The sequence below is a fragment of the Micromonospora sp. 4G55 genome, from assembly GCF_016803375.1.
In genome coordinates this window covers 1-25,713 of the sequence record NZ_JAEVHN010000024.1, presented here as the reverse complement: position 1 = coordinate 25,713, position 25,713 = coordinate 1, and the positions used below count along the sequence as shown (strand labels likewise).

General features: G+C 70.5%; 13 protein-coding genes and 3 pseudogenes. 10 read left to right on the top strand and 6 right to left on the bottom strand.

Annotation, left to right across the window (positions count from 1 at the left end; translation table 11 throughout):
- From JNW89_RS04225 to JNW89_RS38545, 4 genes and pseudogenes are all read right to left on the bottom strand, one after another.
- A partial coding sequence (locus JNW89_RS04225) for an SDR family NAD(P)-dependent oxidoreductase (protein WP_238447791.1) occupies positions 1-404 on the bottom strand: 404 nt, incomplete at its 3' end.
- 36 nt (positions 405-440) lie between these two features.
- Positions 441-2,093 (bottom strand): glycosyltransferase family 2 protein, encoded by a 1,653-nt coding sequence (locus tag JNW89_RS04220; RefSeq protein WP_238447790.1) that lies wholly within the window; start codon positions 2,091-2,093, stop codon positions 441-443.
- Between the two features lie 702 nt (positions 2,094-2,795).
- Positions 2,796-3,668 (bottom strand): annotated as a pseudogene (locus JNW89_RS04215) (2-dehydropantoate 2-reductase); the annotation flags it as partial.
- Positions 3,557-3,859, bottom strand: coding sequence for a 2-dehydropantoate 2-reductase N-terminal domain-containing protein (locus JNW89_RS38545; protein WP_375155045.1), 303 nt, complete (start codon positions 3,857-3,859; stop codon positions 3,557-3,559). The gene JNW89_RS38545 and the pseudogene JNW89_RS04215, both read right to left, overlap by 112 nt.
- Before the next feature lie 181 nt (positions 3,860-4,040).
- On the opposite strand from JNW89_RS38545, the gene JNW89_RS04210 reads away from it, so the two are divergent.
- The 9 genes and pseudogenes from JNW89_RS04210 to JNW89_RS04175 all read left to right on the top strand — a co-directional run bounded on the left by JNW89_RS04210 (position 4,041) and on the right by JNW89_RS04175 (position 21,789).
- Positions 4,041-5,186 (top strand): chitosanase, encoded by a 1,146-nt coding sequence (locus JNW89_RS04210; protein WP_375155044.1) that lies wholly within the window; start codon positions 4,041-4,043, stop codon positions 5,184-5,186.
- A gap of 289 nt (positions 5,187-5,475) precedes the next feature.
- Positions 5,476-6,069 (top strand): TetR/AcrR family transcriptional regulator, encoded by a 594-nt coding sequence (locus tag JNW89_RS04205; RefSeq protein ID WP_238447788.1) that lies wholly within the window; start codon positions 5,476-5,478, stop codon positions 6,067-6,069.
- Positions 6,070-6,196: 127 nt separating this feature from the next.
- A pseudogene (locus tag JNW89_RS38540) lies at positions 6,197-6,360 on the top strand (IS5/IS1182 family transposase); the annotation flags it as partial.
- Between the two features lie 103 nt (positions 6,361-6,463).
- Positions 6,464-10,747, top strand: a complete 4,284-nt coding sequence (locus JNW89_RS04200; protein ID WP_238447787.1) for a S8 family serine peptidase — start codon at positions 6,464-6,466, stop codon at positions 10,745-10,747.
- A gap of 721 nt (positions 10,748-11,468) precedes the next feature.
- Entirely contained in the window at positions 11,469-15,146 is a 3,678-nt protein-coding gene (locus JNW89_RS04195) for a S8 family serine peptidase (protein WP_238447786.1), read from the top strand.
- Between the two features lie 29 nt (positions 15,147-15,175).
- On the top strand, positions 15,176-15,787 hold the full coding sequence (locus tag JNW89_RS04190; RefSeq protein ID WP_238447785.1) for a hypothetical protein: 612 nt from the start codon (positions 15,176-15,178) through the stop codon (positions 15,785-15,787).
- Positions 15,788-16,482: 695 nt separating this feature from the next.
- Positions 16,483-16,719, top strand: a complete 237-nt coding sequence (locus JNW89_RS04185; RefSeq protein WP_238447784.1) for a hypothetical protein — start codon at positions 16,483-16,485, stop codon at positions 16,717-16,719.
- A 241-nt stretch (positions 16,720-16,960) separates the two neighbouring features.
- Positions 16,961-20,668, top strand: coding sequence for a S8 family serine peptidase (locus JNW89_RS04180; RefSeq protein WP_238447783.1), 3,708 nt, complete (start codon positions 16,961-16,963; stop codon positions 20,666-20,668).
- Between the two features lie 134 nt (positions 20,669-20,802).
- Positions 20,803-21,789: a LuxR C-terminal-related transcriptional regulator gene (locus JNW89_RS04175; protein ID WP_238447782.1), complete on the top strand. Its 987-nt coding sequence runs from the start codon at positions 20,803-20,805 to the stop codon at positions 21,787-21,789.
- A 239-nt stretch (positions 21,790-22,028) separates the two neighbouring features.
- On the opposite strand, the gene JNW89_RS04170 is transcribed toward JNW89_RS04175, so the two are convergent.
- Positions 22,029-22,892, bottom strand: coding sequence for a diacylglycerol kinase family protein (locus JNW89_RS04170; protein ID WP_238447781.1), 864 nt, complete (start codon positions 22,890-22,892; stop codon positions 22,029-22,031).
- 1 nt (position 22,893) lies between these two features.
- On the bottom strand, positions 22,894-24,456 hold the full coding sequence (locus JNW89_RS04165; RefSeq protein ID WP_238447780.1) for an FAD-binding oxidoreductase: 1,563 nt from the start codon (positions 24,454-24,456) through the stop codon (positions 22,894-22,896).
- A 46-nt stretch (positions 24,457-24,502) separates the two neighbouring features.
- Here JNW89_RS04165 and JNW89_RS04160 point away from each other — a divergent pair.
- Positions 24,503-25,713, top strand: a pseudogene (locus tag JNW89_RS04160) (glycerol-3-phosphate dehydrogenase/oxidase); the annotation flags it as partial.

Sequence of the window (25,713 nt, the reverse complement as noted above, 5' to 3'; positions counted from 1 at the left end):
TCCCCGTAGATGGAACACGACGAGGAGAAGACCAGGCGGTGCACGCCGTTTTCCCGCATGCTCCGCAGCAGGCTCGTCGTGCCACCGACGTTCGTGTCGTAGTAGTCGACGGGGATCCACACCGATTCGCCGACGGCCTTCCGCCCGGCGAAGTGGATGACCGCATCGATGGGGTTCTCCGCAAAGATCGCCGAGAGCGCCTGATGATCACGTACGTCGGCCTCGTAGACGCTCAGCAGGGGGCGGCCCGCCACCTTCTCGACCCGGGTCGGTGCCGCCGGTGAGCTGTTGGAGTAGTTGTCGACGACGCACACCTCGTAGCCATGCTCGAGCAACTCGACGCAGGTGTGGCTTCCGATGAAGCCGGCACCGCCGGTCACCAGGACAGTCTTCGGACCAGACATGAGAACTTCCTTCCTGTGCGTCCGCGCAGCGGGGCGTCAACGGGTGTGGAGCAACACGGCGGGGCCGGAGTAGTCGGCGATGGCGGCGGCGAGCGGGAGGAGCGCCAGCACGCCGACGAGCAGGGGACCGGCGGCGGTGGAGACGGCTGAACGTACGCGCAGCCCGGCGGCCCGGGCTGCCTCCACCACATGGAGGGCGGGTACGGCGAGGCCCGCCGCCGCGTAGCAGAGTGCGCCGAGAATGCAGAGGAAGACGTACCCCGGAGTGTGTGCCGACCGCTCGCCGAGCAGGGCGGCCGCGGACAGCACCGCGGTGATCGCCGCATAGGGCAGGACGAGTCGGGTGGGGAGTGGCTCCAGGCCGGTGCGCGCCTTGGGGGTGACCTTGAACGAGACCTGCTTGGGCCGCGCGTTCAGCCGCGTCGCGGCGAGGACGCCCCAGACGACGTACGGCCAGCGGGTCAGGGCGAACAGGACGCCTTCCCAGCTCACGACGGGCACGGATCGGGGGCGTAACAGCCCGCGCCGGCGGAGCAGCATGGTCAGTAGGGGCAGCCACAGCGACACCGCAGCCAGGCGGGCCAGGAATTCCAGATAGTTGACGTTGACCCACGGCAGCCCGGTGACTGCGGCGAACGGAGGCAGGGCGAGGCCGACGACGGTCGCGATCGCCAGTAGCGGGTAGTAGGACAGCTGAAACGCGAAGCGCAGCCGCAACGCGGCGCCCATCCGCCGCAGGTGATCCGGCGCGAGGTCGTAGCGCAGCATGGTGAGGCTGCGCGACCACTGGAACTCCTGGGTCAGCATGTCGGCGACGGTGAGCGGGCCGTCGCCGTGCGCCTCGGCGTCGATGGCGAAGGCACCCTGCCAGCCGGCGGAGGTGAGCAGGAACGTCGTGGAGAAGTCCTCGGCCAGTTCGGGGCCGAGACCGCCGATGTCGCGCAGTGCCTCCGTCCGAACGGCGTAGTGCGAGCCGATGCACAGGGGAGCCAGGCCGCGGTTGTGGCCCAGCTGCACCGGGCCGTGATAGGTCGCCTCGCGGTGCAGCCGTCCCCGCGCCGCCCACGAGTTCGCGCTGTTGGCGTCGCAGACGCTCGGTGCGGCGACGTAGCCGATGGCGGGATCGGCGAAGGGTCGCGTGATCGCGGCCAGATAGGTCGGTTGGGGCACGTGGTCGCAGTCGAGCTGGGCGACCACGTCGTAGTCCCGGTAACCCCAGTGGTCGTAGAAGTAGGCGAGGTTGCCTTCCTTGCACCGGGTACGGCGAGGCCAGGTGGCCCGGTGGTAGGCGGCGACGCCACGTCGACTGGACACCCCGACCCCGTTCGTGGCGCACCAGCGCAGGACCTGCTCGGACGGGTCCTCGTCGCAGAGCCAGACGTCGTACGGGTAGGGAAACCGCTGGGCCAGCATCGCGGTAAGGGTGCGGTGGGCGAGCGACCACGGTTCTGACGGTGCGCGGGTCACCACAAAGGCCACCCGCAGCCGCGGCACCCCGAGCGCGGGATTGACGTGCCGCAATCGTGAGACGGCGAGGAGGTAGTAGGCGGGCAGCGCGGTCAGATACAGCAGCAGCAGACTGTTCAGGGCCAGTCCCGCCCAGCCGACGCGGTGCGCGGGTTGCCACCACCACAGCCAGAAGGCCACGAAGCAGGTGGCCCAGCCGACGGTCAGCCCGGCGACGGCCACCCGGTCGCGCGGCGCAGGGCCGGTACGAAGGTGGCTGCCCGGGTGCCACGCCGGTGCCGGAAGGGCGCGAGGATCGGCCCACCGGGCCCGGCGCGGAGCACGTTGCCGCCCGAGAGATTCCGGATCTCGGTTTCGAGCGTCTCGAATGCTGGCCGAGCCGGAGCGCTCATGCCGCGGTCCGTGCAGGCTGCCCGGCCCAGATCTCCGGCGGTCTTCCCGATCGCCGGACGCCCTCGCCGAGACGGTAGCGCCGACCGGAGTGTTCCGTACCGGATCCGTCCGCCCGACGACGCCCGCCGGCTCGCCGATTCCCCGAAGTCTGCACGTGCACTTGCGGTCCCCGTATCAAAATCGATGATTGGCGATGCGCTGACGCTCAGTAGTCCCCGTTCTGTCCGACTGGGGGGCATCCTCGGTCAGCGCGAAACCGACTAAAGCGATGCTAGTGGCAGCAATGCCGCGAAACCTGAGGATTGCCATATAAGGGGCATCGCCAGGAGGCCCCGTGCCTAACGCAACGAGGAGCACGCCTGCCGACACTGGCGGCCCGTTTACGCGGCGCAGGGCATGACGGGGCCGAGGGTGGGCGCCGCGCTCGACGCAGACGTACCTGAGCTGCGGTGGGACGGGTGCCAGGTGTGGCTGCCGCGCGATCCGGCACCTGCTGAACCGCGAACGCGAGCGCCGTGCCGTGGGCCTCGGTCAGTAGAGGCCGCGCTCGCGGGCCGCGAGGCGGGTGAGACCCAGTAACGCGTCCAGGTGCGGGGTGGATGTGCCGGTCAGCGCGCCGATCTCACCGACGGCGGTGACCAGGGCGTCCAGCTCGATGGTGCGACCAGCCTCGGCGTCCTGGAGCATGGAGGTCTTGAAGGCTCCGAGCCGTCTGGTGACCTCCGTGCGCTCCGCGATGCTCTGCGAGATCGGGCAGCCGATCCGCACACCGATCTCGGCCGCCTCCGTCATGACCCGCTGTACGAACGTGTTGACCAGCGCGTCGTCGAGGATGCGGTCGGCGGTGGCGCCGGTCAGCGCGGAGATCGGGTTCATGGTCATGTTGCCCCAGAGCTTGTACCAGACGTCCCGCTGGATCGACTCCGAAACCGGCACCGTGAAACCGCCGCGGCGCAGCAGGGTGGCCACCGCCGCCGCCCGCGGGGACGCCACGCCCGACGGCTCGCCGATGATCAGCTCGTCACCTGCGGTGTGCACGGCGTGCCCGGGCCGGAGGGTGCGGGCGGCGAGGTGGACCACGCAGCCGATCACCTGCTCGGGTGGCAGCGCCTTCGAGACGACGCCGCCGGGATCGACCGCGTCCAGGACGGTGCCGGCCAGTGGGCCGCCGAAGTCGTGGAAGAACCACCACGGGACCCCGTTCAGCGCCGGGACCAGCACGGTCTCCGGGGTGAGCAGCGGCGCCAGTGCGGGCGCGAGCGCGGGTAGGTGGTGCGCCTTCACCGCGAGGATCACGACGTCCTGCGGGCCCAGTGCCGCGGCGTCGTCGGCGGCCGCGGCCACCGGGGCGCCTGCGGCCCGCCGTCGCGCGAGCTCAACAACCAGCCGTGGGTACGCAGCGAGGTCAGCGTTTCGTTCCTGGCCAGGGCCGACACGGGGAGCCCGGCCAGGGCCAGGCGCGCGCCGATCACCCCACCGACCGCGCCCGCCCCGACCACACAGACAGTTCGCACGGAGCCGAAACTACACCCACCTGGAGGCGGGTCGCCGTGGCCGCAGGTGTCGCGACCGGCACCGCCCGATTGACAGAGCATAGACGTACTGATATCTGTTAATAAGGTTATCTAATGCGTCACGGCGTTGACCGATACCGTCCGACGCGGCGCAGGCCACCAACCGGAGGGCGGTAGCACCCCACCCCATCCGAGGAGAGCCATGCTTCGCAAGCGGACAATCGCCCACCTCTCAGCGGCTCTGCTGATATCCACCGCGTCGGTGGGCTACGGCCTGTCGTCGGCCAGCGCCGCGTCGGCCGGGCCGATCACCGGCCTCGGCGGGAAGTGCGTCGACGTAGCCGGCGCCAACCCGGCCAACGGCACGCCGATCCAGCTCTGGGACTGCAACGGCACCGCGGCCCAGGCGTGGACGGTCGGCAACGCCGACGGCTCGATCCGCGCGCTCGGCAAGTGCCTGGATGTCACCGCCGCGTCGACCGCCGACGGCGCCAAGGTGCAGCTGTACGACTGCAACGGCACCGGCGCCCAGAAGTGGACCGCCAGCAACGGCGCGCTGGTCAACACCGGCTCGGGCAAGTGCCTCGACGCCACGGGCTGGAGCACGACCAACGGCACCCGGTTGCAGATCTGGACCTGCTCCGGCAACGCCAACCAGCGGTGGGTCCTGCCCGGCGGCGATGCCACGCCCAGCCCGTCCGCCCCGGCCGGCGTCCCTCTCGACGACCCGGCGAAGAAGGACATTGCCATGCAGCTCGTCTCGGCGGCGGAGAACTCCTCGCTCGACTGGCGCGCGCAGTTCTCCTACATCGAGGACATCGGCGACGGGCGGGGCTACACCGCCGGCATCATCGGTTTCTGCTCCGGCACGGGCGACATGCTCGAACTGGTGGAGGCCTTTACGAGGACCAAGCCGGGCAACGTGCTGGCGGGGTACCTGCCGGCCCTGCGCGCCGTCAACGGCACCGACTCGCACGCCGGCCTCGACCCGTACTTCCCCCGCGACTGGCGGACCGCCGCCGCGGACCCGGTGTTCCGGGCCGCGCAGGAGGCCGAGCGCGACCGGGTGTACTTCAACCCGTCGGTACGCGACGGCAAGGCCGACGGGGTACGCGCGCTCGGGCAGTTCGCCTACTACGACGCGGCGGTGATGCACGGCTATGAGGGCATGCGGGCGATCCGCAGCCGTGCCCTCAGCCGGGCGAAGCCGCCGGCCCAGGGCGGCGACGAGCGGACCTGGCTGCACGCCTTCCTCGACGAGCGGGTCGTCGAGATGAAGAAGGAGGCGGCCCACTCGGACACCTCCCGCGTCGACACCGCCCAGCGGGTCTTCCTCGACAACGGCAACTTCAACCTGAACACGCCGCTGGTCTTCGCCGTCTACGGCGACCAGTACCGCATCGGCTGACGGCGGCCACCCGGTCGCGAGTCCGGAAGCGACGCCGGCTGTGCCGCTCCGACACGGCGGCACAGCCGGCCCAACGCGTCCGCCGCCGTGGGGACGGTCGGGCAGGCCGCTGCCCGGGCAAGTTCGTCATGGCCGGGGCCCCCTCCGATGGCCGGCGGGCCGGTCGCGCTCCGGCGCCGGGGGAGTGGCGTCACCGGCCGCGCCCGGATCGGCACTCCCGCGGTCGCCACGATCGCATGGTCGTCCACGCCCGGGGCGACTGGAACAGGGAGCGTGGTAGACATTCCGCGTGGTGGAGGTGAGCCAGCCGGGCGAGCGCAGCGTCGACGACGCGGTCCTGGACGCCGCCCGGGACTGTGTCCTCGCCTACGGGGTGCGTCGCACGACGCTGACGGACGTGGCGCGGCGTGCCGGGGTCTCGCGGATGACGGTCTACCGGCGCTGGCCGGACGTGCAGTCGCTGATCGGGGACCTGATGAGCCGGGAGTGGCATCAGGTGCTGATGGAGGCCGCGGACGACGGGCGCGCGGGCTCGGCCCGGTCCCGCCTGGTCTCGCGGGTGGTGGCGGCGGCCCGGGTGCTACGGAGTCACCCGTTGCTGTGCAAGATCCGCGACGTCGATCCGGAGGTGCTGCTGCCGTACCTGCTCGACCGGCGCGGCAACGGCCAGGACGAGATGTTGCGGTTTCTCGTGGCGGCGCTGGTCGATGGCCACGAGGACGGCTCGGTCCGCGCCGACGATGCCGAGGTGCTGGCCCGCATGGTCTACCTGACCACGCAGTCCTTCGTGCTGTCCCTGCGCACAGTCGCCGATGACGTCCCGGTCGCCGAGTTCGACCGGGAGTTGGCCCGACTGGTCGACGGCTACCTGCGGCCGGACTAGGGCCTGTGTCGAAGTCGGTGCCAGGGCTTGAGCTGGCTTGAGGATCTTCGCGTGTCGGCAATCGAAAATGGGCGAGGTCTCCGGTAGATGGTTCAGCGACCAAGCAGAACCTGAAACCGGAGAGCTCGTGGACACCCTAGCGGTGACGAGGCGGTTCGACCTGACCGAGGTGCAGTGGGCGGTGCTGTGCTGCAGCCGTTGCTGCCGGCGCCGAAGCGGCCGGGTCGACCGTCATCATGGAGCAGACGGCAGTTGATCGACGGGATCCGGTGGCGGATCCGAGTGTGGCGGATCTGCGTCAAGGCAATGACCCGCCATCCCTGCAGGTTGAGCGCCATTCTCGGTGACCGCCAGCATGAGTCGACCTTATTCATACCGCTGTATGAGGAGTCGCATGCTGTCGTCCTTCGGCTGGAAGGCCGTCCCCCTTCTGTTCGGTGCTGTGGTCAGCGTCGCGCTCGGGGCCCCGCCCGCGCTCGCGGACGGCACCCGCGATCCGGCAGCCCTGTCCGGGCACCGTCCGCAGCAGACCGGAAAGCCACTTGAGCCCGAGCGTCCCGATACCTCCTTCGGCCAGCGCAACAGGGGCAGCCGCGCGCTGCATGCGAAGCTGGGCGACCACGACCAGCGACTGTTGCAGCGTGCACAGGCTTCCGAGCAGCGGACCGTCACGTTGCTGATGTCCGCCCGGCGCGGCTCGACCAGGTCGGTCGCCGCGGCGATCAGGCGGGCCGGCGGGTTCGTTGGCCGGATCGTGGATGATCTCGGCTATGTCCGGGCGACCGTCCCCACCGGGGCGGTGGTGGGCATCGCCGAGCACGACGACGTGTTGGCGATCGACCTCAACGACACGTTCCGGGTCCCGGACCCTCAGCCGGCAGAGGCGGCGGGGACCCCGGTGGACAGGATTGCGGCGCCCGACAGCGACACCCCCGCGAACAACCCGTACCTGCCGGTCGGCGAGACCGGCGCTGTCGACTTCGTCGACGCGCACCCCGGTTGGGACGGCCGGGGCGTCACCGTCGGGGTCCTGGACAGCGGTGTCGACCTCGACCATCCGGCCCTGCAAAAGACGACCGACGGTCGGCGCAAGGTCGAAGGCTGGTTCGCCGCCACCGATCCGTTGATCGACAACGACGCCACCTGGCTCCAGATGACCCGCAAGGTCACGGGGCCGTCGTTCAACTCGAACGGTCGCACGTGGACCACCCCCGCCGGCCAGTTCATGTTCGCCGTGTTCTACGAGGCGTCGTCGTCCAGAAGCGAGGCGGCCGGCGACCTCAACCGGGACGGCGGCACCACCGACCGCTTCGGGGTTCTGTACGACCCCGCAGACCACCGCATCTGGGTGGACTCCGACCTCGATGCCGACTTCACGGACGAGCCGGCGTTGCGGCCGTACGGGGTCGACCACCAGATCGGCCACTTCGGGGTCGACGACCCGGCTACTGCGGTTTCGGAGCGGATGCCGTTCGTGGTCGACTACCGCGAGGACGTCGACCTGTCCGCGCTCGGAGGCAGTTACGTCGGGAAGGTCGCCGACTACGTCAACATCGGCGTCGTCGCCGGTTCGCACGGCACGCACGTCGCCGGGATCACCGCCGGCAACGAGCTGTTCGGCGGGCGCATGCGCGGCGCAGCCCCGGGTGCCCAGCTCGTGTCCGCCCGCGCCTGCACCTGGAACGGCGACTGCACGGCGGTCGCGCTCACCGAGGGCATGATCGACCTGGTCGTGAACCAGCACGTCGACGTGGTCAACGTCTCCATTGGCGGTCTTCGGGCGCTCAACGACGACTCGGACGCGATCGCCCGGCTCTACGGTGAGCTGATCCGCCGGTACGGCGTGCAGATCGTCGTCTCCGCGGGTAACGACGGACCCGGCGTCAACACGGTCTCGTCGCCTTCGACGGCGGACGGCGTGATCAGCGTCGCCGCCTCGGTCAGCAAGCGAACCTGGTGGTCGAACTACGGCGCGGAGGTGCGGGCTGGTCAGAGCATCTTCGGCTTTTCCTCGCGAGGTCCGGGTGAGGACGGCGGCCTCAAGCCGACGGTGGCGGCGCCCGGCTCGGCGGTCTCGGCGATCCCGGCGTGGCTTGCCGGGCAGGCCGTGCCTGAAGCGGGCTACCACCTTCCCCCTGGGTACGCCATGTACAACGGCACCTCGATGGCGGCTCCACAGGTCACCGGTGCCAGCGCGCTGCTGCTTTCCGGCGCGAAGGCGACCGGCGTCGCCGCGCCGGCATCGAGCCTGCGTACCGCGCTGACGGACACCGCCCGGCTGATCGAGGACCTGCCCACGGCGGCGCAGGGGGCCGGTCTGATCGACGTCTCCGCCGCCTGGGACCTCCTGGCCCGGGGCATCACCACCGCAGGCTACGACGTCCAGGCCCCGGTCTGCACCGCCCTGTCGGCATACCTCGCGACACCCGGCACCGGCAAGGGCGTCTACAACCGCTGCCTGCCGGAGGCGGGTGGCCAGCGGGTCGGCGTCAGCACGACGTACGACGCGACGGTGACCCGGCTGGGCGGGGCCGGCTCGCCGACGACCCACCAGCTGTCCTGGGTAGGGAACGACGGGACGTTCGAGGCCCCACCGATGGTGCGCCTCGCCCAGCGGCAGGCGACCCCCGTGCGGATCGTCGCCACCCCGGCCAGCCCCGGCCTGCACTCGGCGATCCTGCGGATCGACGACCCTCGGACGCCCGGCACGGACCAGCTGGTTCCGGTCACGGTGATCGCCACCCAGGCTCCGGCGGCACCCGACTGGGCGGTGACCAGGCAGGGGTCCGTGCAGCGCGGCGGCACGGAGTCGTTCTTCGTCGCGGTGCCTGAGGGCGTCGGCAACCTTCAGCTGTCGCTGGACGGGGTGGGTGACGGCCACGTGCGCGCCTTGGCGATCGACCCGACCGGAATGCCCGTCGACTCCACCAGCAACCGCTGTTACTCCAACTACTCCGACCCGGCGGTGTGCGACCCGAACCATCGTGCCTACCCGACCCCGATGCCGGGTGTCTGGGAGTTCCAGGTGGAGGCGCGTCGTACGTCGCCGCTGCTGGACAACGACTATCGGGCCCGGGTCGCCCTGCAGGGTGCCGAGCTGTCCCCGTCGAAGGTCAGGATCCCGTCGCTTTCGGTCTACCGGCCGGCGAACGCGTCCTTCACGGCCACGAACACCTGGGGCCCGGTCGAGGCGAGGGCCGCGGAGAGTCAGCTGGGCCGGGTGCGCGACCTGTGGAGTACGGTCGCCGACGGTGCGACGACCGCCGCCCTGATCCAGGTGCCGCGTGACGCCACGGGACTGGACCTGACGCTCACCCCGCGGCAGGACGACGCCGACCTCGACGCCTACCTCATCTCCGCGTCGACGGGGGAGCGGTGGAGCGCCAACCGGGTCGGCCCGGGCCGGGAGCGGATCACCGTGCGCAACCCGCGACCGGGGACCTACGTCATCATGGTGGCCGCCGTCAACGTGCCGTCGGGTTCCACCGCGTTCGACTACCACGAGCGGATCCTTTCCCCGAGCATCGGCAAGGTGGCCATCGGCGATGCGTCGCCGACGAGGCAGGAGTCGGGCGACCGGTTGGGTGTCGACGTGGAGGTGACCGCCTTCGCCGAGCCGCTCAATTCCAGCGGGCTCGCCGGACTGGTCTCGGTGGTCAACGCCGAGGGCGCGGTCATCGGCGAGGCAGAGGTGCTGGTCGACGAGGTGCGGACCCCGCAGGCCGAGGTCCTTGCCTCGTTCGCCCCCATGGTCGGGTTCGACCTGAACAACGCGGGGCAGCTCGCGGGAGACAAGCAGATCAACGCGCGAACCAGGCCTGTGCGCTGGACCCAGGCTGGCGGCGTCGAGCCGCTGGGCATGGGTATCGACGGCCTCAGCGGCACCGCTTTCGACATCAACGAGGCGGGAGCCACCGCGGGCTTGATCGTCACCACTGCCAGCAAGGTCAAGGCAGTCACGTGGCACCCGGACGGCACCCCGGAGTTTCTGGGCGTCCCGGACTGGCGTCCGTACACCAGCGCCCGTTCATTCGCGCTCAACGACCACGGAACCGTCGTGGGCAACGCGACGGTCATCCAGCGCGAGGCCGACGGCCGCCAGCAGCTGTACAACGACCCCTTCGTGTGGACCGCGACGGACGGGTTCCGCCGGCTTCCGCACCTGGGACCCAACCCCAGCGACACGGAGCCGCTCGCGATCAACGACGACGGGTACGTCGTGGGCCACTCCATGGTTGACGGGGTCTCGCACGTTGCGCTGTGGCATCCCGACGGAACTGTCGAGGACCTCGGCAGTCTGCCTGGCATGCGGGGAGGCACCGCGATGGCCATCAACGCCGACGGGGTCGTGGTGGGCGAGAGCGGGGACGACGCGTTCGTCTGGACCAGGACCGGCGGCATGCGACGGCTGCCCGACTTCGGCTTCGACGCCACCGCCACCAAGGTGACCTCCGACGGGTGGATCGTGGGTACCGCCGAGGTGCTGCCCGACGACGAGCGGCCGGTCGTGTGGGACCCGCAGGGACGGATCTACAACCTCAACGACATGGTCGGGCAGGATGTGATGTACGCGCTCCTGCCCATGGGCATCAACGACTCGCACCAGGTCGTGTTGTATGGCTACGTCGGCGCCGCCTCGGGCAACGCCCTCATCCGGCTCCCGAAGCAGCTGCCGTGACGGGCCGTTGACGGTGACATGAGTGCGTCGGGTGCCCCGGGAAGCTCCGGGGCACCCGCCGTAGGACGCCCGGATCACCGGCGAGTACCTGCGCTGCTGGAAGGTGAACTCGAACATGCCGGTCGTCACCGGCTTGGTGGGCACCACATAGGCGTGGTCCACCAGCGGGGCCGACGCGCCCTGCATGAACCGAGCCCCCGCTTGCCGGGGAACTGCTGGCGGTACCCGAGTTGGTAGCCGTCAGCCCCCTGTCGATGCATCCCTGAGACGTGGTCATTCCGACAGCGAGGACTGTCTGATTGAGGGGACAGCTGATCTGGGTCGGACACGCCGACGGGCTCTGACAAGCGCGACTCGACGGAATACGGCGGCAATTCCCATAACGGCACCCGTGGCAGTGGTATCGGCAATTCTTTGCTGTCCACGAATGCTCGCGGGTTTGATCGCCGTACCTCACGAAGTGGTATTCGATCATGCCTGACCAGCATCATCAAGGCGGCGTGGCGTTCCCCCGCCCGTTGTCTGGCCGACTGTGGTGGCGGGTTTGCGTCATGGAAGACATCCGCCACTGTCAACCAGTTGCCCCGGTCCTTGTTGAGCCCGAGTATCTGTCTGAACGCGGCAAGGACCTATTTTGTCGCGACGAGTTGGAGGCGCTCATGAATCCCCCACGTCGTATTCACGGCGAAGCCGAAAGAACGGCATCTCAGGAGGTCTGGCGATGAGGCGTTTCGGGCGACGGTTGGCCACCGCGGTCGCGGGCATCACCGTCCTCGGTATGGTCATGTCGACCACCTCGGCGAATGCTGCCGGCTCAACCCCGGCTCCGTCTTCCCCTATCGCCCTCGACCTGAACCTGCCCGCGTCGGTCCGCGACAACCTTCTCCGGGCTGCCGCCGGAACTCAGGCGAATCTGTCGCTGACGCTGGTGACCGGCGACACGGTGCAGGTCGGTGTCACCGCGGGCGGGCAGCCGGTCGTTCGCGGGATCGAGCCGGCGACGCGGCCCGGGCACGAGTCGGTGCTCTTCCAGACCATCACCAGGAACGGCCAGGTCTACGTCGTGCCGGACGACGTGTTGCCGCTGCTCCGTGCCGACCTGCTGGACTGGGAGCTCTTCAACCTCGCCAAGCTGGCTGACTGGGCGGCCGAGGGTACGACCGGTGAGGTCCCGGTGATCGCCGCGTACACCGAAAAGACCAACGCTCGGACGGCGGCGATCGCCGCCGGCACCACCGCCAAGGCGGTCCTGACGAGCATCAACGCCCGCTCGATGAGGATCAAGGGCGACGGCCGGTGGTGGCGGGAGGTGCGGGAGAAGAACGCCGGCAAGTCCGCCTCCGCCGCCCGGGCCACCGGCCCGCTGGCAGGGGTCGAGAAGCTGTGGCTCAACGAGTTGGAGAAGATCCAGCTCGACCAGTCCGTACCGCAGATCGGCGCGCCCGCCGCCTGGAGTCGCGGCTACGACGGTTCCAACGTCGAGGTTGCGGTGCTGGACAGTGGCATCGATGGCAACCACCCCGATCTCGCCGGTCAGATCGCCGAGGCGGTTGACTTCACCAACAGCCCGAACGGTCCGGTGGACGAACACGGACACGGTACCCATGTGGCGTCCACGATCGCCGGCACTGGTAAGGCCTCCAACGGGTTGCGTCGCGGTGTGGCGCCTGGTGCGAAGCTGCTCATCGGCCGGGTCTGCGGTGGCGATGGCAGGTGCGCCGGCGACGCCGTCATCGCTGGCATGGAGTGGGCCGCCAAGTCCGGTGCCGATGTGGTGAACATGAGCCTCGGCGGCCAGCCCACCGACGGTACGGACCCGTTGAGCAAGACGGTCAACAAGCTCAGCGGCACCTACGGCACCCTGTTCGTCATCGCTGCGGGCAACAACGGCCCGGCCCCCCGGACGGTCGGGTCGCCGGGAGCCGCCGACGAGGCGCTGACCGTCGCGGCCGTGGACAAGAGCGACCAGATGGCTGTCTTCTCCAGCCGCGGACCTCGGGTCGGGGACGGTGCGGCCAAGCCGGACATCGCTGCTCCGGGCGTCGCCATCGTCGCGGCCCGCGCGAAGGGCACCGCGATGGGTAAGCCGGTGGACGACTACTACACGTCCGCCAGTGGCACCTCCATGGCCACGCCTCACATGGCCGGTGCCGCGGCGATCATCGCCCAGCAGCACCCGGAATTCACCGGGCGGCAGATCAAGGCGCTGCTGATGGCCACCGCCAAGGACCTCGGACATGACCTGTACGCGCAGGGCGCCGGCCGGGTGGACCTGGCCCGCGCGATCGACCCGAAGATCATCCCGGACGGAAACCTGAACTTCGGCCGATTCGAATACCCGCACTCACCGCTGTCCAGGACGGTCACCTACAGCAACTGGACCGACCAGCCGATCACGCTCACGCTCTCCGCCTCGGCCTCCTCCTCGGGCAAGCCGGCGCCGGCGGGGCTGTTCACGCTCAGCGCCAATCAGGTGACCGTGCCCGCCAAGGGCTCGGCCGACGTGACGGTGACCATGGACGGCAGGGCGCTGGACAGCGCCGGGCAGTACGGCGGATACACCGGCGTCCTGACCGCCAAGGACAGCGCGGGGACGACGCTGGGAACGTCGCGGATCTCCGCGTTCCTGGAGCCGATCCGCTACGACCTGACCATCAAGGTCATTCCTCCGGCCGGCGCCACCGCAATCTCGTACGGCAACGCGCTGATCGTCCCGATGGACGAGGACAAGCTGAACCTGTACGAGGACCCGGTGGTGGCACCGGGTGGCGAGACGATCAAGGCGCGGATCTTCGCCGGCACCGTCGCGGCGGCCGTCGCGGTGACGTGGCGGGACGCTGCCGGTGACCTGCACCGGGCCGCACCGATGGCACCACAGGTGGCGATCACCGGGCCGACCACGGTGGAGCTGGATCTGCGGAAGGCCAAGCCGGTCAAGGTGAACGCCCCGGAACCGACGGAGACATACCGCGCAGCCTTCAAGATCCAGCGAGCCTCTGCGAACGGCGCTTGGGGGATCACCGCACAGCTGGCCACCGACTACGGTCCCGGTGAGCCGAACTGGTGGGTACTGCCGACCGGTGCGGTGAGCCTCGGCACGCTCGCCTTCAACAGTCAGCATGTTCTGACACCGCCGTCCGTGACGATGAAGGTCACCGGGAACGGTGACTCCTTCGACCTGGACGCCCGCTACCCGACGCCGGACGCCTCTATCCACGGTGGGGTCCAGCAATGGAAGGAGGACGGGAAGATCGTGACCCGCCTCGTGCGGTTGACGATCCCCCGACTGCCCAGCAACGGGCAGAAGCCGGTGGTCTACGCGGGCACCGGAACGGCCGGAGAGCTCGCCAAGGTCGACGCGACGGGCGCGCTCGTTCTGTTGAGGCCAACCGACATCTGCGCGACGACCTGCAACTTCGCCGTACTTCGCGAGCGAGTGGCGGCGGCTGCCGCCGCGGGTGCGTTCGGGGTGCTGGTGGCTGGCGAAACCGGTCGGATCGCCCTGCTGACGTACGAGCCCCGGACCTACAGATGCGATAACGGTCCGGACAGCTGCCCGCCGGTCGACCCGTACGCGGCGCTGCCGATCGTGACCGTACCCCCGGCCGAGGCCGCCACGCTGATCCGGCGGATCGGGGGTGGGGCAAAGCCGGGCGTCCAGGTCGAACTCGGCGGCACCAGCGAAGTGTCGAAGGCCTACGCGCTGGCGTTCAACACCAACGGTCGGGTCCCCGCCAACCTGCCGTACCAGGTCCTGCCAGCGGAGCTCGACCGCGTCGATCACCGTATCCACGCTGACCGGCCCGGCCATCTTCCCTACTTCAGCTGGAGCCGGACCACCGACGCCGGCCCGGCCGCAGTGGACGTGAACCTGCCCAAGCCGGCCAGCCAACGGCAGCTCACCACGTTGGTCGGGCCGCGGGACGACAACGCGGTCGACCACTTCGAGCTGTCCGTCAGGGATTACCTCGCGCCCTCCGTGGCGAGTGGATCGGGCCCAGTCGAAGCTCAGGACCTGGCGCTCGACAGAAAGAACACGATCGACTGGAACGCAGGCCCGTCCCTTCCCGGCGCAGTTCCCCAGGTCCGCACCAAGTCGGGCTTCACCGTCAAGACCGGTCTGCCGTGCGCCGGCTGCCGGGAGGCCGACCACTTCTGGCCCACCCTGTACCTGACCGGTAGCGGGGGCGGTCGCCAGGCCATGATCGGCATCCTGAACGACGCGGGAGTCGTCCCATGGCTTTATGGGATGGAGACCTGTAGGCCCCCCGCCTGCCACGTCGGCCTCTTCGACGACGGCGGCCACGAAATCCCGCAACGGCTCGTCCCGATCAAGTTCGTCTTGCAGCTCGGCGAGCCCGGCAACGTGCCGGACCTGGTGTCGGGGGGCCAGCGGTGATGACCGAAGCGAGTAAGGAGACTGGTCCGATGAACGCGACCGCGCCATCGAGGTGGCGCCGGACGACGAACCTGGCGGCGCTGGCAGCCGCAGGGCTGCTCGCGCTGGCGGGTTGCACGGCTAGTGCCGACGTCGCCACGTACGACCTGCCTGCACAATCAGCCCGCTACTCGTTCCAGACGGAGACCAACGGGGTCAAGACCGTGTGGGAGTACACCTCCGATCGGCCAACCACGCCTGACGCGCCGACGTCGCAGCCGTGCATCGCGGACATCCTCGTCAAGGAGCCAGGTCCGTGCCGTCCGGAGCCGTTGATCTTCCTGCGGTACGACCTGGGCCTGAACCTGGACAACACCGCCAACGCCGACGGGCTCCACCTCATCACCGTCACCGGCTACTACCAGGAGCGGCTCAGCACGCCACCGACGGTGACCGAGTTGCGGGTCGAGGCCAGCTTCGACGGTGGCAAGACCTGGCAGCCGGCAATCACCCAGGCCGGCGGGCAGAACATGTTCACCGTGCAGATCAAGCACCCGAAGCGTGACGAGGCCCCCGGAGGAGTCGGACTGCGGATCACCGCGACCGACAATGCGGGGAACACCGTCAAGCAGACGATTCCCAAGGCGTACCAACTGCGCTGACGTGAACCGCTGAAGCGGTGAACCGAACCGGAGGGCCGCGGCCGGGGCGAGACGTGAGTACCGCCCCGGCCGTCTCTCGCGTTTCCGGTGAAGCCCCTCGCCGAATGCGGACAGGTCCAACGCGCACCGTCTTTGACGCAACTATGGCGACATGCGGACCACGTTCAGGCTGTCGGCCCGGTCCCGCGGGCACCAGGTTGCGGCATACCCGTGGTCACATTCTGTGGGCGTAACCCGCCGAGGGTGGTGATGGCCTCGTGCTTGCGGTTGAGCCGGTGACCCGCACCGGCTGCTCGGCCACACCGTCGATGGTGACAGCGACCCGGCGGGCCAGCGCCTGATCCCCGCCCCGCTTCGACCGGTCCGGCGTGGATGCCCGCGCCGGCACTGCCAGCGAGCCGTCGTCGCGCCGGCTGGCCCAGGTCTGCACGAGCCCGTCGGCACCGTCACCGTTCGCCCGCACCGGCAGTTCCGCGTGGCCGAGGCGGAGCAGCCCAGCGCGTGGTCGCGAGGCTTGGCGATCCCACCGACGGTGACCACCGACCCCCGTTGCAGCAGTCGCGACGGACGGCCGGGATCCCCGTCAACACCATCGTCCCCGGCATGATCGCCACCCTATCGATGGGGAGTTCCCCTTGACCGGCAGGCGTTCGAGGCGGCCTGGGCGGACCGGATCCGGCTGCGCGGCGGCTACGGTGCGCCATCCGACGGCGTGCCGGGCGCTGCTGCTCCTGGCCTCCGACGCCGGCCGGTGCATCACCGGCACGCACCTGCTGGTCGACGGCGGCCTACTCGCGGACCAGATGCCCGGCCTGCGCTTCATGCCGCCCTACCGCAGCAGCACTCTCCCTCCGCAGGCGGGACGGATCTCCGGCTTCACGAGCAGGTCGACGTGGAGCAGGGGTACGGACGACAGGCCAGCGAACCGGTGACGGTGTTCCGGGGCGAAGACCGCCACCGGTCGTAGCAGCGCTTGTGGCTACTGCAACAGGCGGGCGAGTTGCGCGAGATGGCGGGTATCTCGTCGAGGCTGTCGGCCCGGATGACGGCCAGGCCCCAGGAGCCGCCAGCAATTCCGCACCGGCACCTGCCCGTGGCGGAGTGATGCCCTGGCGCGACTTCGCCAGCGCCAGCTATTCACCTGCCGGTAACGGCGGCGGTAGAACGTTTCGCATGTCATCCCCTTTACAGCCCGCTGAGCCTGGCCGGGCGCGGCGCCGGTTGATCGCCGCTGCTGCGGCGGCCGGACTGATCGCTGGCGGGATCGCCGCGATCCAGGCGCCCGTGACCGCGGCAAGCCCAGGTACGGCCCCCACGGCCGCGACGAGGTCCACGTACACCATCACCCTGATCACCGGCGACGTCGTCACGGTGACCAGTTCCGCCGACGGCGCGGAAACGGTCGATGTCGACCGGCCCGACAGCGCGACCGGCGGCGTCCACATCCAGGAGACCGGCGGTGACCTGTTCGTCCTGCCCGACGAGGCGCTGCCCCTGCTGACCAGCAACAAACTGGACCGCCGGCTGTTCAATGTCACCGATCTCATCGAGATGGGCTACGACGACGCGACGACCGCGAACGTGCCAGTGATCAGCACCTACGCGCCGGCCAAGACGCGTACTGCCGAACTGGTCGCGCCGCGGGGCGCGAAGCTGGTTCGCGACCTGCGGCGGGTCGGTGCCGCGGCGCTGGCGGTGGACAAGAAGCAGAGCCGCTCCTTCTGGACCACCATCGCGCCGGGCGCCTCCGGGTCCAACCCGGCGCTCGGGGGTGGGATGGCGAAGCTCTGGCTGGACGGCCGGGTCACTGCCAGCCTGAAGGAGAGCGTGCCGCAGATCGGCGCTCCCGAGGCGTGGGCTGCCGGGTACGACGGTCGCGGGGTGAAGGTCGCGGTGCTGGACACCGGGGTGGACGCCAGCCACCCCGACCTCGTCAGCCAGATCGACGAGAAGCTCAGCTTCGTGCCGGGCGAGGACACCTCCGACGTCAACGGCCACGGCACCCACGTCGCCTCGACGATCGTGGGCACCGGCGCGGCCTCTGGTGGCTCGTACAAGGGTGTCGCGCCCGGCGCGGATCTCATCGTCGGCAAGGTCCTCAGCAACCAGGGTTTCGGCTTGGACTCCTGGGTGCTCGCCGGCATGGAGTGGGCGGCCGGGTCCGGGGCGGATGTGGTCAGCATGAGCCTGAGCGACCCGACGCTCTCCGACGGGACCGACCCGATGGCGGTCGCGGTCGACACGCTGTCCGCTCAGTACGGCACGCTGTTCGTCATCGCTTCCGGCAACGGTGGGCCGCAGAGCATCGGCACGCCCAGCTCGGCAGCCAGCGCGCTGACGGTCGGCGCGGTCGACAAGCAGGACCGCCTGGCGAACTTCTCCAGCACCGGTCCGCTGGTGCGCAGCGGCGCCCTCAAGCCGGACATCACCGCCCCCGGGGTCAACATCACCGCCGCCCGCTCGCAGCAGATGACCACCGGCACTGGCCTGTACCGGACGATCAGCGGCACCTCGATGGCCACCCCGCACGTGTCGGGCGCCGCGGCGATCCTGGCCCAGCGCCACCCCGACTGGTCCGGCGCGCAGCTCAAGGAAGCGCTGATGAGCAGCGCGAAGGGCCTGGCCGGCGGGTACACGCCGTACGAGATGGGCACCGGGCGGGTCGACGTCGCCGCCGCCGTGAGCACGAGCGTCCGGGCGACCGGCTCGGTCTTCTTCGGCAACTTCGACTGGCCGCACGAGCCCACCGACGCGCCCGTGACCAAGCAGGTGACGTTCAGCAACTCCGGCAGCACCGGCGTGACCCTGAACCTCGCCACCACCGGTTCGGGTCCGTTCTCGCTGGGCGCCTCCTCGGTGACGGTGCCCGCCGGCGGCAGCGTGGCCGTCCCGGTCACCGGCGACCCGACCAAGCCCGGCACCGGCCAGTTCACCGGCTACCTCGTCGGCACCGACGCCGCCACGGGCGCCGCAGTCACGCGTACCTCACTCGGCCTGCTCAAGGAGGACGAACGCTACGACCTGAAGATCAAGCTCATCGGCCGGGACGGCAAGCCCACCAGGTCGCCGGTCCTGATCAAAAAGGCCGGCGAGTTCTACCCTTGGGTGTACACCATCAACGGTGAGATGACGCTGCGGATGCCACCGGGCACCTACACGGTCTCGACCCAGTTCGACATCCCGGGCGAGCGGGCCGACTCGCGCGGCCTTGCCCTGCTGGTGGACCCGGAGACCGTGCTCAACGGCTCCGGAGCCGAGGTGGTGCTGGACGCGAGCAAGGCGCGCCTGCTGGACACCACCACGCCGCAGCGCAGCCAGGACCGCCAGCGCAAGCTCGACTTCACCGTCAAGTACGCCGACGGCGACAGCTTCCGTGCCGGCTACCTGGTGCCGGCGAAGTACGACGACGTCTACGTCACGCCGACCGACCAGGTCACCCAGGGGTCGTTCACGATGGTCACCCGGTGGCGCAAGGGCGAGCCGACGTTGAGCGTGGACGTCCCTGGCCTGCCGCCCGTGGACGTCACGGTCCAGCGGGACAGCACGCTCACCGCCGGCAGCGACACCCTGCTCGCGGTCTACGCGGGCACCGGTGCGGCCGCCGAGTACGCCACGCTCGACGTGAAGGGCAAGGCCGTGGTGGTGACCCGCAGCGACGCGGTCAGCGCCAAGGATCGTACCGCCGCCGCCGTGGCCGCCGGGGCGAAGCTGCTGCTGGTGGTCAACGACGGCGTCGGTGTGCTCGACGAGTGGGTCGGCCCGTCGCCGATCCCCGTCGCCACCGTGCACCGCGACGCCGGAGCGCAACTGATCGGTCTGGTCAAGCGCGGCACGCTGCAGCTGATCACCAACCAGGTGCCGTATGCGAGCTATGTCTACGACCTGACCCGCAACTACTCCGGCCAGGTGCCGGACCGGCCGCTCAGCTACCACCCGGCCCGGGAGGATCTCGCCCGGATCGACGCGCGCTACCACAACCTCACGCAGGCGAGGCAGGGATTCGGACTCCGGAACGACCTGACCTTCACCCCGTCGCTGGGCTTCGTCGAGCCGGAGTGGCACCCCGGTACCCGCACCGAGTGGGTCACCCCGGTCCAGGTCTGGGTCGAGTCGCACCAGCAGGGCACCTGGACGGACGTGGCCAACCGCCACGCGTACGCCAAGGGCAGCACCATCCGGCTGGACTGGTTCGCCCCGGCGATCCGGCCGGCGTTCAACCGGGCCTTCGCGGTGCAGAACAGCCGCTGGCGTGACTTCATGACCATCAACGTGCAGGCCTGGAGCTCGTCGGCTGATGTGCTGGAGCACGGCGGCTACCTGGAGTGGGGTTCGGTGCCGACCAACATGAAGCTCTACCAGGGCGACCAGTTGCTGTACGAGAACAAGCACTCGTCCGACCTGCAGTGGAAGTCGGTGCCGGCCGGCACTCTGCCCTACCACCTGGTGCTGGACGCGTCACGCCCCGCCGAACAGTGGCGGCTGTCGACCCGCACGCACACCGAGTGGGACTTCATCTCCAGCTCCAACGCCTCGGACCGCTTCGAACCGTTCGCGCTGCTGCAGATGGAGTACCGCCTCGGCACCGACCTGCACGGTGACGTGAAGGCGGGCGAAACCGAGAAGATCCGCGTCAAGCCCATGCCCCAGGCAGGCGGCGGCCCCGCCACCGGCAACGTCACCTCGGTCACCCTGGAGGTGTCGTACGACGACGGCGCCACCTGGCAGCAGGTGACCCTGAGCAAGGACGCCGGCGACTGGTGGAACGGCGAGCTCAAGCTGGCGAAGCAGCCGGGCGGGTTCGTTTCGGTGCGCGCCAGCGCCACGACTGACGCCGGCTTCGGCATCAGGCAGGAAATCATCCGGGCGTACGGCCTGCGGTGAGGCCGTTCGAAGGGCCCCGGGGCGACGTCCCGGGGCCCGTTCCCTCTTTCCCCCCGCCACCTGGGGCTGGGCAAGATCCATCACCGTGGCGCATACTCTCCCCGCCGCAACGGGTGGAGGGGAGGCGGCCGCCGATGCTGGGTGCGTTGGGCCTGAGCCCCGAACAAGAGTCGGTTTACACCGTGCTCACAGGTCGTGCCCAGGTCACCTCGGCCGAGCTGGGCGATGTCCTGCACCTGCCCGCGCCCGCGGTCGAGGCGGCGCTGGCACATCTGATGGCGTCCGGCCTGGTGAAGCCCACTCCCGACGGCGGATTCGCGGCAGCGCCGCCCGCGGTCGCGCTCGGCGCGTTGATCAGCGAACGGCAGGCGGCTCTGCACGGCGCCGAGCTGGCGCTCGTCACGCTCGCCGAGGAACATCGCAAGGCGATGGCGGGCCGCACCATCAGCGAGCTGATCGAGGTGGTCACCGGCGTAGAGGCGATCCGGCACCGGTTCGCGCAGGTACAGCACGCCGCCCGCACCGAGGTCCGCTTCTTCGTCACCACACCGTCCGTTGCCGTACCGCCCGGCGCCAATCCGGTGGAGTCGCAGATGGTGGCCCACGGCGTGCGCTACCGGGTCGTGGTCGACCGGGCGGCGCTCGCCGAACCTGGTGTGGTCGCCGAGACCATCGTGTCGCTGCGCGACGGTGTCGAAGTGCGGGTGGCCGAGTCGCTGCCGACCAAACTCGTGCTGGCCGACTCCGAGCTGGGCCTGGTGCCGTTGACCGCTTCGCCAGGGGACGAGCCCGGCGCGGTCCTGCTGCACCGCGCCGGGCTGCTCACGGCGATGGACGCGCTGTTCGAGTTGGTGTGGCGCCACGCCTATCCGCTCAGCATTTCCGCATTCGGCGATCTGACCACTGAGGATGCCCACGGCGAAGGCGGCAACACTCCCACGGGCCTGGACCGGAGGATCCTGGCTCTGCTGTTGGCCGGACTCACCGATCAGGCGGTCGCCACCCAGCTCGACCTCTCCCTGCGAACCCTGCAACGCCGCCTACGCCACCTGATGGATCTGGCCGGAGCTCAGAGTCGGATGCAACTCGCTTGCTACGCCGTACGTCACGACTGGACGTGACGGGACAGTAGCCCTCGGGCACGAATCCCACGATGCGTGGCAAGATCCACATCTGCCCTGCACCGTTTGTGTTTCCGGGTCATAGGTCAGGTGCAGCCCGAGGCGGCGGCTGCTTGCCGCTGGCCCGAGGTTTTGACGTTGCTTCAGGCACTAGGGCTGCTCGAAGTCGCGGTGTCCGCGGTACGGACCGGTGCCGCCGGAGAACGTGAACGGTGGGGGCGGCCGACTTCGACCGGGCCCTAGCCGCAGATGATCCGCAGCGCGCGCGGGCGGAGCGTGACGTGTACCTGGTCGCCCCGGCCGATCGGGTCGCCGTCCCCGTACGCGACCACCGGCCGGTCGGCGCGTACCGTGACCGAGCTGCCGCGGTAGGACGTGACCTGCCGGCGTCCGAGGTGCCAGCCGGCGCGCATCTGTCGCAACACGACCGGGAACAGCAGCTTCGGAGCGTGTCGGACCACGACGACGTCCAGCGCTCCGTCGTCGGGCCGCGCCGTCGGGGCGATGTGCAGCCCGCGGCCGTAGTACCCGCAGTTGGCCACCACCACCGTGTAGGCGTGCAGTTCCTCCGTCCGGCCGTCCACGGTGATCGTGTACCGGGTCCGCGGCCAACGCAGCAGCGCCCGCAGCCCGGTGGTGGGATACACCAGCGACGCGGGCAGGCGGGATCGGTTGGCCAGTTCGTTGGCGGCCGCGTCGACGCCGGTGTAGACGCTGCCGACGACTGTCTGCCCGGCGACGCGGAGCACGTCGAGGTGCCGGAGCCGGCCGTGCAGCAGCAGGTCGGCGATGGCATCGGGGGAGTGCGGCAACCGCAACTGGCGGGCGAAGTCGTTGCCGCGCCCGGCCGGGATGACGCCGAGCACGCCGCCGAGGTCGGCGACCACGCCGGCGAGCAGCCGGATAGTGCCGTCACCGCCGGCGGCGACGACCACCTCGTCGTCCTGCACCGCGGCGGTGGCGAGGTGGCGGGCCTGCTCAACGGTCTGCGTGTACTCCACCCGGATCCGCGCGCCGGCGGCGCGGAGCTGGTGGGCCACCGGCATCACGCGGGACAGTCCTCGGCGCGCGGCCGGCCCGAGGATCACGGTGAAGGCGCGCACCTCACGGCACCAGAATGCCGGGGTTGAGGATGCCGGCCGGGTCCAGCTGCTGCTTGACCGCCCGGAGCAGGTCGACGGCCACGTCTCCGATCTCGGCGGCATACCAGGCACGGTGGTCCGCGCCGACTCCGTGGTGGTGGCTGATCGTGGCGCCGGTGGCGGCGATCGCCTCGCTGGCCGCCGCCTTCGCCGTCCGCCAGCGGCCGATCGGGTCCGATCCGGGCGAGCAGATCACCGTGAAGTACAGCGAGGCGCCGGTCTCGTAGACGTGGGAGACGTGGCCCAGCACCAGCCCCCCGTCGGGCAGCGCGTCGAGGATCGCCTGACGGACCCGGCCGTGCACCTCCGGCAGCGCCGACCAGTACGCCGCGGTCTCCAGCGTCTCCGCGAACGCCCCGGCGTCCAGCAGCGCGTCCCGCAGGTACGGGGCGTCGAAGCGGTGTCGTGCCCACTGTTGCCCGGCCTCCTCACCCAGTGGCACCCCGCCGTGCGCGGTCAGCACGTCGGCGGCGGCCTCGACGGTGGGCAGGACCTCCTCGCCCTCGTACCCGGCGACCAGCAGGCAGCCTCCCTCCGAGCGTCCGGAGCCGGCCGCCCCGATCATGGTCTCGATCTCGTCGGAGAGCCGCAGCAGCGTGGGTCGCGGCCCGTCCTGCGCCAGCCGCCGTACCGCGTGCAGGCCGTCGGCGAACGACTCGAACCGCCAGCCCTCGTAGTGTGACCGCGCGGGCAGCGGACGTACCCGCACCGTGACGTCGGTGATGACGCCGAGCGTCCCCTCGCTGCCCAGGAAGAGCTGTCGCAGGTCGGGACCGGCGGCCGAGGCGGGAGCCCGGCCCGCCCGGACGGTGCCCCGGGGCGTGGCGACGGTCAACCCCATCACCATGTCGTCGAAGCGGCCGTAGCCGGCCGACGCCTGGCCGGACGAGCGGGTGGCGGCGAATCCGCCGATGGTGGCGTACTCGTACGACTGGGGGACGTGGCCGAGGGTGAACCCGTGCTCGGCGAGCAGCTCCGTTGCCTGCGGGGCGCGCAGCCCCGCCTGCAGGGTGGCGGTCCGGGACACCGGGTCGACGGCGAGAAGCTGGTTCAGCCGTCCCAGGTCGAGGGCGACGTGCCGAGTCGCGGCGGGGGTCAGCCCACCCACCACCGAGGTGCCGCCACCGAAGGGGACCACGGCCACCCCGAGCCGGGAGCAGATGTCGAGGACGGAGACCACCTGGCGGTGATCGGCCGGGCGGATCACCGCCTGCGGGGCCCGGCGGACGTCACCGCGTCGCTCCCGCAGCAGGTCCGGCGTCGACATTCCGGATGCGTGGCGTACCCGGGCCTCCTGGGTGGTGATCACGTGCCCGTCGCCGACCACCTGCCGCAGCGCGTCGAGGACCGCGCCGTCCAGCTCGCAGTCCGGCACCGCGACCGCCGCCAGTGCCACCACCGACGGCGGGGGCGTCAGGTCGAGCACCTGCGCCAGCAGGCGGGCCGCGGAGTCCGGCAGCTTTACGTCCTTCGCGGTTCCCCAGCGGGCCCAGCCGGCGGTCGACGCTTCCCCTTGAACATCCATGTGTGACAGAGTTACATCGGATGTCACTTGAGCGCAAGGAGGATGTGTGCGCACATCGTTGACCGGCGCAGGCCGGGAGCGGGACCTGACCGAGCTGGCCGCCGGCAACGTCGTCGACGTCCTCGTCGTCGGCCTGGGCGTCACCGGCGCCGGGGTGGCGCTCGACGCCGCCAGCCGCGGCCTGTCCGTGGTCGCCGTCGACGCCAACGACCTGGCTCACGGCACCTCCCGGTGGAGCTCCAAGCTGGTCCACGGCGGCCTGCGCTACCTCGCCCACGGCCAGGTCGGGATCGCCTACGAGAGCGCCGTTGAACGCCACGTCCTGCTGACCCGCACCGCCCCGCACCTGACGCGCCCTCTGCCGATGCTGCTTGCCGCGACCGGATACACCACCGGTTGGCAGGACCGCGCCGCGGCAGCCGGCCTCCGCGCCGGGGACCTGCTGCGCACCTGTGCCGGAACATCCCGCCGGACTCTGCCGGGTACCCGCAGGCTCGGCGCGGCCGAGGCGAGCGCGATGGCGCCGGCGCTGCGCCCGGCCGGCCTCCGCGGAGCGCACCTGTCCTGGGACGGCCAACTCTGCGACGACGCCCGACTGGTCGTCGGCCTGGCCCCGCGCCGCCGCGGCGCGATCTGCCCGCATCCTGCCCCGCTGTCGGGCCACCGAACTGCACCGCGACGGCGCCACCATCGAAGACACCCTCACCGGGGCCCGGCTGCACGTCACCGCGCGCTCCGTGATCAACGCCGCCGGTGTGTGGGCGAGCAGCCTGACACCGCACGTCCGCCTGCGCCCGTCCCGCGGCACCCACATCGTCCTGTCCGCCGCCCGCCTGGGCGGGCTCTGGACCGGCCTGACCATCCCCGTACCCGGGCAGTTCACCCGCTACGTCTTCGCCCTGCCCCAGACCGACGGTCTCGTCTATGCCGGACTGACCGACGAAGCGGTGGACGGACCGGTGCCGGACGTGCCGGAGCCCGCCGACGCCGACATCGCATTCCTGCTCGACGTGCTCAACAGCGTCCTCGACCAGCCCCTGCGACCCGCCGACGTGCTCGGCGCCTTCGCGGGACTCCGCCCGCTGCTCGCCGACGCTGATGCCCGGACCGCCGACCTCTCCCGACGACACGCCGTCATCGACGACCCGGACGGGATCATCAGCGTGGTCGGCGGCAAGCTCACCACCTACCGACGGATGGCGGAGGACGCCGTCGACACCGCCGTCCGCCGGCGCGGCCTCGCCGCCGGCGCCTGCC

What these genes read in the sequence shown, in the direction of transcription:
- JNW89_RS38545 (WP_375155045.1), bottom strand. Translation starts at nt 3,859, where the DNA reads ATGCTCTGTCAATCGGGCGGTGCCGGTCGCGACACCTGCGGCCACGGC.
- JNW89_RS04200 (WP_238447787.1), top strand. Translation starts at nt 6,464, where the DNA reads ATGCTGTCGTCCTTCGGCTGGAAGGCCGTCCCCCTTCTGTTCGGTGCT.
- JNW89_RS04195 (WP_238447786.1), top strand. Translation starts at nt 11,469, where the DNA reads ATGAGGCGTTTCGGGCGACGGTTGGCCACCGCGGTCGCGGGCATCACC.
- JNW89_RS04190 (WP_238447785.1), top strand. Translation starts at nt 15,176, where the DNA reads ATGAACGCGACCGCGCCATCGAGGTGGCGCCGGACGACGAACCTGGCG.
- JNW89_RS04180 (WP_238447783.1), top strand. Translation starts at nt 16,961, where the DNA reads ATGTCATCCCCTTTACAGCCCGCTGAGCCTGGCCGGGCGCGGCGCCGG.
- JNW89_RS04175 (WP_238447782.1), top strand. Translation starts at nt 20,803, where the DNA reads ATGCTGGGTGCGTTGGGCCTGAGCCCCGAACAAGAGTCGGTTTACACC.
- JNW89_RS04165 (WP_238447780.1), bottom strand. Translation starts at nt 24,456, where the DNA reads ATGGATGTTCAAGGGGAAGCGTCGACCGCCGGCTGGGCCCGCTGGGGA.